General features: G+C 61.6%; 9 protein-coding genes, 1 tRNA gene and 1 pseudogene. All 11 read left to right on the plus strand.

The window, feature by feature from the left end; translation table 11 throughout:
* Positions 1–1,224 (plus strand): hypothetical protein (locus EN955_RS32750; RefSeq protein ID WP_127223544.1); only part of this gene is annotated, 1,224 nt, incomplete at its 5' end.
* A 102-nt stretch (positions 1,225–1,326) separates the two neighbouring features.
* Positions 1,327–1,809: a group II truncated hemoglobin gene (locus tag EN955_RS32755; protein ID WP_024505637.1), complete on the plus strand. Its 483-nt coding sequence runs from the start codon at positions 1,327–1,329 to the stop codon at positions 1,807–1,809.
* 30 nt (positions 1,810–1,839) lie between these two features.
* Positions 1,840–2,391 carry a putative glycolipid-binding domain-containing protein gene (locus EN955_RS32760; protein WP_032809618.1) on the plus strand — a complete coding sequence of 184 codons (552 nt, stop codon included), beginning with the start codon at positions 1,840–1,842 and terminating at the stop codon, positions 2,389–2,391.
* Positions 2,392–2,471: 80 nt separating this feature from the next.
* Positions 2,472–2,547 (plus strand) — tRNA-Trp (locus EN955_RS32765).
* A 394-nt stretch (positions 2,548–2,941) separates the two neighbouring features.
* Positions 2,942–3,145 (plus strand): preprotein translocase subunit SecE, encoded by a 204-nt coding sequence (secE, locus tag EN955_RS32770; RefSeq protein WP_013531408.1) that lies wholly within the window; start codon positions 2,942–2,944, stop codon positions 3,143–3,145.
* A 27-nt stretch (positions 3,146–3,172) separates the two neighbouring features.
* Positions 3,173–3,700: a transcription termination/antitermination protein NusG gene (gene nusG / locus EN955_RS32775; RefSeq protein WP_013531409.1), complete on the plus strand. Its 528-nt coding sequence runs from the start codon at positions 3,173–3,175 to the stop codon at positions 3,698–3,700.
* Positions 3,701–3,858: 158 nt separating this feature from the next.
* On the plus strand, positions 3,859–4,287 hold the full coding sequence (rplK, locus tag EN955_RS32780; protein ID WP_013531410.1) for a 50S ribosomal protein L11: 429 nt from the start codon (positions 3,859–3,861) through the stop codon (positions 4,285–4,287).
* 4 nt (positions 4,288–4,291) lie between these two features.
* The gene (gene rplA / locus EN955_RS32785; protein WP_013531411.1) at positions 4,292–4,990 is read left to right on the plus strand and encodes a 50S ribosomal protein L1; all 699 of its coding nucleotides are present in this window, start codon (positions 4,292–4,294) and stop codon (positions 4,988–4,990) included.
* A 393-nt stretch (positions 4,991–5,383) separates the two neighbouring features.
* A complete protein-coding gene (gene rplJ / locus EN955_RS32790; RefSeq protein WP_013531412.1) occupies positions 5,384–5,902 on the plus strand; it encodes a 50S ribosomal protein L10 in 519 nt (172 codons plus the stop codon).
* A 54-nt stretch (positions 5,903–5,956) separates the two neighbouring features.
* Positions 5,957–6,334: a 50S ribosomal protein L7/L12 gene (rplL, locus tag EN955_RS32795; RefSeq protein WP_013531413.1), complete on the plus strand. Its 378-nt coding sequence runs from the start codon at positions 5,957–5,959 to the stop codon at positions 6,332–6,334.
* A 251-nt stretch (positions 6,335–6,585) separates the two neighbouring features.
* Positions 6,586–7,744: pseudogene (locus tag EN955_RS32800) on the plus strand (DNA-directed RNA polymerase subunit beta); the annotation flags it as partial.

Below are 7,744 nucleotides of genomic sequence, written 5' to 3' on the forward strand. Positions count from 1 at the left end.
CGCTACTTCGGCGATGTCATCGACTATGGCGCCATGTGCAATTCCGCCTGTCCTCTGATGTTTGCCGGCGGCATCAGGCGAGTGGCTGGCGAATGGGCCTATCTCGGCGTCCATCAGATCACCACGACCTACATCCGCACGAAATTGCAATACCGGACCACCTACCGGATCGTCGGGGGCAAGAAGAAGATCCTCAACACGAAGATCGTCAGCCGCAAGAACGCCGGCAGCTACAAGACCTACGAAATGAGCAAGTCGGTGGAGAAAAAGCTGGCGGCCTACCTGGACCAGATGGGCATCGAACAAAGCATGCTCGAAACGATGAAGGGCACCCCGGCCAGCGAAATCCACCAGATCGCCCTCGATGACATGCTGGCGATGAAGCTGGTCACCAGCACGGACGCCGTGGGCCTGTTGACCGCGGCGAGCCTGTGCGAACCCGGCCGCCTGGCCACGAATAGCCGGGAAGTGCCGGGGAACAAGCCTGATGGCCTGATGGCGACCGCGGCCAGGCCTACTCCGCCAGCGATCGAACCCGAGGCGGCGCGGCGCGATGAAGACATGCGCTTCGTTGTCGTTCGCGGCACCAATCCGCTCTGCAATCCAGACTGCCCGGAATGGATCTCGGCGGAAGGCGCGATCACCCCCCAGACCCCGCAGAAGCTGCGCCAGCTGCTCGCCACGCTCGGCAAACGGCAACTGCCTGTCGTGATCAGCTCGAAGGGAGGCGACCTGTTCAGCGCCCTGGCGGCGGGACGGCTTATCCATGAAAAGAATCTCGACGTCGCCGTTGGCCGCACCGATTTCGTCGGCTGTGACCCAGGAGCGTGGAATTGCCTGGCCAAGGAGGGCGCCTATGCCGGGCTGAGCATCGATGCGGGCGTGGAGTGCGATTCGGCCTGCGCGTTCATGCTTGCCGGCGGCATCAGGCGGCTTGTCGGTCCCCAGGCGCGACTTAGCCTCTACCCGATGGGGCAAAAGCTGATGGTTAAGGCCTATCTCGAGGAGATGGCGATCAGTTCCGCCCTGTTCGCGGCGATCGAGCGGCGCTCGGTCGAGCGCCGGCTGGAACCCGACATGATGCTGAAGGTTGGCCTGACGACGAGCCTGCAATCGGTCGACGCGCTGACCGGCGCCACCATTTGCGAGGCGGTGCCAAGACCCGAGAATTGCCGGATCCGGCCTTCCGCCAATGCCGAGGCTGACGCGCCGGCCAAATTGTAGTGGGCGACGGAGCCCGAAACTGGCCATCGAGGCAGGTTGAGCCGCTTTCGATTTTTCCGCTATCGTCGCTGCTGGCGGCTTCAGGCAGGCGGAGGATCGAGAATGGGCCAGGATATCCCGACACTCTACGAATGGGCCGGCGGCAGCGAGGCCTTGAACCGGCTCACCCAGACCTTCTATGACAAGGTGGCGCAGGACCCGATCGTTGGGCCGGTGTTCAAGACCATGTCGCCGGATCACCCCGCCCATGTCGCGGCCTTCATCGGCGAGGTTTTCGGCGGACCGAAGACCTACAGCGAGCAGTTCGGCGGCCACCGCGAGATGGTCATGCACCATCTGGGCAAGCATCTGAGCGAGGAGCAGCGCCGCCGCTGGATCAGCCTCCTGGCCGATGCCGCCGACGCGGTCGGCCTGCCTGACGATCCGGAATTCCGTTCGGCCTTCATGGGCTATGTCGAATGGGGATCGCGCCTGGCCAAGATGAACTCCAATCTCGGCGAAACCTGCGATCCGCAGACGGAACCGATGCCGGCCTGGGGCTGGGGTGTGCCGGGCGGCCCCTATCAGCCACCGGGTACAAACTAGCGTCCAGTTCGCCATGGAGGTGTTGGGCTGATGTCGGAAGATGTGAAGATCATACGTTGGCGCGAGTGGGACGGACCGGGTCTCGAACATTTGGTGCTGCAGGAGCGGGCAGGGGAGGTCTCGGCCGACTCTGTCGCAGTCTGCTCCGGGCAAACGCCTTTTGCCGTCCGTTACCGCATCGCTTGCGATGTCGGCTGGCACGCCAGGCGTGTCGTTGTCGATATGATCGGTAGCGGCCGCACGCTTGTTCTTGCCGCCGATGGCGATGGTCGCTGGACCAGGGACGGCCTGCCGATGCCGGAGCTCGACGGCATTTTCGATCCCGACCTGACCATCACGCCGTTCACCAACACGCTGCCGATCCGGCGATTGCAGCTTTCCGCCGGGCAGAGTGCCGAGATAACCACTGCCTTCATCGACTTCCCCGCCCTCACGGTCGTCGCCAACCCGCAGCGCTACACATGCCTCGAAGAGGGCAGGCGATATCTCTATGAATCGCGCGCCAGCGACTTCAGGCGGGAACTTGAAATCGACCGCAACGGGCTGGTTGTCGACTATCCCGATTTCTGGCGCAGAGGTTAAGGCGTGTTTGCATGCAAACCGCTCTTTACAGAGCGTGCGGAAGCTTTTAGGAAGCGCCTGCTGCGCCGACATGCGCACGTACGGGCATAGCTCAGTTGGTAGAGCGGCGGTCTCCAAAACCGCAGGTCGTAGGTTCGAGCCCTGCTGCCCGTGCCATTCCCTGAATGGCATTCAACCCAATGTCTCGCCGTTTCGGAATGGCGTTCAAAACGATATTTCCATGGTCCGGCCTTTGAAAATCGGCGACCCGCTTGCCATATAGGGTCGATTGGGGCATAAGAGCGCCATAGCCGGGACGGAACGACTGGATGGTTCCGAGGCGGTGTTTGGTCATAAAGCGGAGACTTGCCACTTGCGTGGATCAAGAATCGGTTTTATGTAGACGAAACAGACACGCGACGCGTGGAGCTGGGAAACCGGCTTTACGCGTCTGATTTGCATGGGCGAAATGATTGCGCTGATTCGGCGCGAAATTCGCTCAGGCGGCACGTCCCGGCCAGCGGGATCATCCAGGAGACCCGGCCAACGGGTCTTGAAGACAGAGCGGCATATGGCTTCGAAAACCACAAATCCTTTCGTCTTTCTCCAGCAGGTTCGCGCGGAGACCGCCAAGGTGACTTGGCCGTCGCGGCGCGAAACGATGATCTCGACGGTGATGGTTCTGGCCTTCGCAGTGATCGCGATGATCTTTTTCTTCACCGCTGATCAGCTCATGGGCCTCGCGGTCGAACAGATTCTGGGCATCGGACGCTAAGTCCGGCGATTACGGAGAAGTCTTGAAATGACCGCGCGCTGGTACATCGTCCACGCCTATTCGAACTTTGAAAAGAAGGTCGCCGAGGATATCGAGAACAAGGCCAAGCAGAAGGGCCTGTCTGCCGACATCCACCAGATCGTGGTTCCGACCGAGAAGGTCGTCGAAGTTCGCCGCGGCCGCAAGGTCGATGCCGAGCGCAAGTTCTTCCCGGGCTATGTGCTGCTGAAGGCCAATCTGACCGATGCCGTGTTCTCGCTGGTCAAGAACACGCCGAAGGTCACCGGCTTCCTGGGTGATTCCAAGCCGGTGCCGATCACCGAGGCGGAAGCGCAGCGCATCCTGAACCAGGTCCAGGAAGGCGTCGAGCGGCCCAAGCCCTCGGTCACGTTCGAGATCGGCGAAGCGATCCGCGTTTCGGATGGTCCCTTCGCGTCGTTCAACGGTTTCGTCCAGGAAGTGGACGAGGAGCGGGCGCGGCTCAAGGTGGAAGTTTCGATCTTCGGGCGCGCCGTGCCTGTCGATCTGGAATTCGGGCAGGTCGAAAAGGGCTGATCCGAAATCCCTGAAGCCGGTTTGGCGATCAGGGGAGGCGGCGCGGAAGCGCGGCCTGAGAACGGTGGGAGACGAATGCGGCTTTAGCCGGCCGCATGGATCGCACCACCAGACTGCAACCGCCGGCATGACCGGCATAGACAAAGGCAGGAAAAGAGATGGCTAAGAAAATTGCAGGCCAGCTCAAGCTCCAGGTGAAAGCGGGATCGGCTACGCCGTCTCCCCCGATCGGCCCGGCGCTTGGTCAGCGTGGCATCAACATCATGGAGTTCTGCAAGGCGTTCAACGCGCAGACCCAGGAAATGGAAAAGGGATCGCCGGTTCCGGTTGTCATCACCTACTATCAGGACAAGTCCTTCACCTTCGTCATGAAGACGGCGCCGGTGAGCTACTTCCTGAAGAAGGCGGCGAACCTGACCTCTGGTTCCAAGGAGCCGGGTAAGGTCAAGGCCGGTACGGTTTCGCGTGACAAGGTCCGCGAGATTGCCACCGCGAAGATGAAAGACCTGAACGCAAACGACGTCGAAGCGGCCATGCGCATGGTCGAGGGCTCCGCCCGCTCGATGGGTCTGGAAGTGGTGGGCTAAGATCATGGCAAAGATTGCAAAGCGTGTATCGAAGACCCGCGAAGGCATCGATCCCAACAAGGCTTATGCCCTGGGTGATGCGCTGAAGCTGCTCAAGGACCGTTCCTCGGTGAAGTTCGATGAGACCATCGAAGTCGCCATGAACCTCGGCGTCGACCCGCGTCATGCCGACCAGATGGTCCGCGGCGTGGTCAACCTGCCGAACGGCACCGGCCGCTCGGTACGTGTCGCCGTGTTCGCCCGTGGCGACAAGGCCGACGAAGCGCGCGCTGCCGGCGCCGACATCGTTGGTGCCGAGGATCTGGTCGACATCGTCCAGAAGGGCACGATCGATTTCGATCGCTGCATCGCCACGCCGGACATGATGCCGCTGGTCGGCCGTCTGGGCAAGGTGCTCGGCCCGCGCGGCATGATGCCGAACCCGAAGGTCGGAACCGTCACCACCGACGTTGCCGCCGCCGTCAAGGCGTCCAAGGGCGGCGCCGTCGAGTTCCGTGTCGAGAAGGCTGGCATCGTCCATGCCGGCGTCGGCAAGGTCTCGTTCGACGTCAAGGCCCTGGAGGAGAACATCCGCGCCTTCGCCGATGCGGTGACCAAGGCAAAGCCGACTGGCGCCAAGGGCAACTACGTCAAGAAGGTGTCGGTCACCTCGACGATGGGCCCGGGCCTCAAGCTCGACGTCGCGACGCTCAACGCGTCCTGATACGAACATTTGGATCGGCCGCCAAGCGGCTGATCCGCAAGTGAATTCCGGACCTCCGACTTGTCGGCGGCCCGGTACCGGAAGCCGAAAGGTTTCCGGACATCCTGTCCGAGATTGCAGGCGGCCCAGAAGCCTTAATTCGATTTGGGCCTGCATGAGACGGGTGAAGACCGGACAACGGAGCGATTGCTCCAATGAAAGGTTCGAACCGTGTTTGCCTTTTGTCTGCGCATCGCCGGCTTGATTGTCGATGTGGCGAAAGGGGGCAGGATCCTCGAGCGTCGTTCGGGAGATCCGTTACTGGATGGCCCGGCCGACAAAAGGCAACCCGACGCCTGTCCTCGTCAATGGGATGTTCCCGTTAACAGGATTGGGGTCAACTGGAGATAGGCAGTGGACAGAGCGGAAAAACGCGAACTCGTCACGGGCCTGAACGGTGCGTTCTCGAACGCAGGTTCAGTGGTCGTGGCCCACTACGCCGGTATCACCGTCGCGCAAATGAACGACCTTCGGTCGAAAATGCGCGCTGCCGGTGGCACCGTCAAAGTCGCGAAGAACCGTCTCGCCAAAATCGCTCTTCAGGGCACGGACTCCGCATCGATCATCGAGCTGTTCAAGGGACAGACGCTGATTGCTTATTCGGAGGATCCGATTGCGGCGCCGAAGGTCGCGTCCGATTTCGCCAAGGGAAATGACAAGCTCGTCATTCTCGGCGGCGCAATGGGCACCACCTCGCTCAATGCCGACGGTGTGAAGGCACTCGCCACACTTCCGTCGCTCGATGAGCTGCGCGCCAGGCTGGTTGGCATGATCGCCACGCCGGCAACCCGGATCGCCCAGATCGTCAATGCGCCAGCGGCCTCGGTCGCGCGCGTCATCGGCGCTTACGCCCGGAAGGACGAGGCGGCATGAGGCCGTTCCTCGCTATCACAAACACACGTTCGAACCTTATGAAGGAACACAACAATGGCTGATCTCGCAAAGATCGTAGACGACCTTTCGAAGCTGACCGTCCTCGAGGCGGCCGAGCTGTCGAAGCTTCTGGAAGAAAAGTGGGGCGTTTCGGCTGCTGCTCCGGTGGCGGTTGCCGCTGCTGGCGGCGCTGCGGCCGCTGCTGCTCCGGCCGAGGAAAAGACGGAATTCGACGTCGTCCTCACCGACGCAGGCGCTCAGAAGATCAACGTCATCAAGGAAGTCCGCGCCATCACCGGTCTTGGCCTCAAGGAAGCCAAGGATCTGGTTGAAGCGGCTCCGAAGCCGGTCAAGGAAGCCGTTTCCAAGGCCGACGCTGACAAGTTCAAGGCCCAGCTGGAAGCAGCCGGCGCCAAGGTCGAACTGAAGTAAGCGTAAAAGCGGCGGGCGGCCTCGCGCCGTCCGCCACTCCCTTCGCCCGAAGGGAGAGCGCGTAACGCGAGATCTGCGAGAACCTCTTTCCTGAGGGCCGAAAACCGGCCTTCAGGAAACGGGTTTTCTCCCGTTCTAGCCGGCCGCCGACAGGCGCCGGGAAAACAGACAGAGGGTTGCCGCCAAGGTGGCCCAGTATGCAAGGCGAGCCGCGGCGAGGCTCGTCCCGAGTTTAGAGCTAAGGAGCGACGATGGCCCAGACCCAGACTTTCAATGGCCGCAGACGCGTACGCAAGTTCTTCGGAAAAATTCCGGAAGTTGCGGAGATGCCGAACCTGATCGAGGTTCAGAAGGCATCCTATGACCAGTTCCTGATGGTGGCGGAGCCCAAGGGTGGGCGTCCGGACGAGGGGCTGCAGGCCGTTTTCAAGTCGGTCTTCCCGATCTCCGATTTTTCCGGCTCCTCCATGCTGGAGTTCGTGAAGTACGAGTTCGAAGGACCGAAATTCGACGTTGACGAATGCCGTCAGCGCGACCTCACCTATGCCGCGCCGCTCAAGGTGACGCTGCGCCTCATCGTGTTCGATATCGACGAGGACACCGGCGCCAAGTCCATCAAGGACATCAAGGAGCAGGACGTCTACATGGGCGACATGCCGCTCATGACCTTGAACGGCACCTTTATCGTCAACGGCACCGAGCGCGTCATCGTTTCGCAGATGCACCGTTCGCCGGGCGTCTTCTTCGACCATGACAAGGGCAAGTCGCACTCGTCGGGCAAGCTTCTGTTTGCCGCGCGCGTCATCCCGTATCGCGGTTCGTGGCTCGACATCGAGTTCGATTCCAAGGACGTCGTGCACGCCCGCATCGATCGCCGCCGCAAGATTCCGGTGACGTCGCTGCTGATGGCGCTCGGCATGGACGGCGAAGAGATCCTGTCGACCTTCTACAACAAGATCACCTACAAGCGTGCCGGCGACCATTGGCGCATTCCGTTCAACGTCGAGCGTTTCCGCGGCCTCAAGGCTGTCGGCGACCTTGTCGATGCCGATACCGGCGAAGTCGTCGTCGAGGCCGGCAAGAAGATCACCGCACGCCAGGCACGGGCGCTTGGCGAAAAGGGTCTGAAGGCGATCAAGGCGACCGACGAGGACCTGCTCGGCAACTATCTGGCCGAGGACATCGTCAACTACGCCACCGGCGAGATCTTCCTCGAGGCCGGTGACGAGATCGACGAGAAGACGCTGAAGGTGCTGCTCGGCACCGGCGAAGAGGAGATCAAGGTTCTCGACATCGACCACGTCAATGTCGGCGCCTATATCCGCAACACGCTCAACGTCGACAAGAACGAGAGCCGCCAGGACGCGCTGTTCGACATCTATCGTGTCATGCGCCCCGGCGAGCCGCCGA

The organism is Mesorhizobium sp. M7A.F.Ca.CA.001.04.2.1 (assembly GCF_003998485.1).
GTDB classification, from domain to species: domain Bacteria; phylum Pseudomonadota; class Alphaproteobacteria; order Rhizobiales; family Rhizobiaceae; genus Mesorhizobium; species Mesorhizobium ciceri.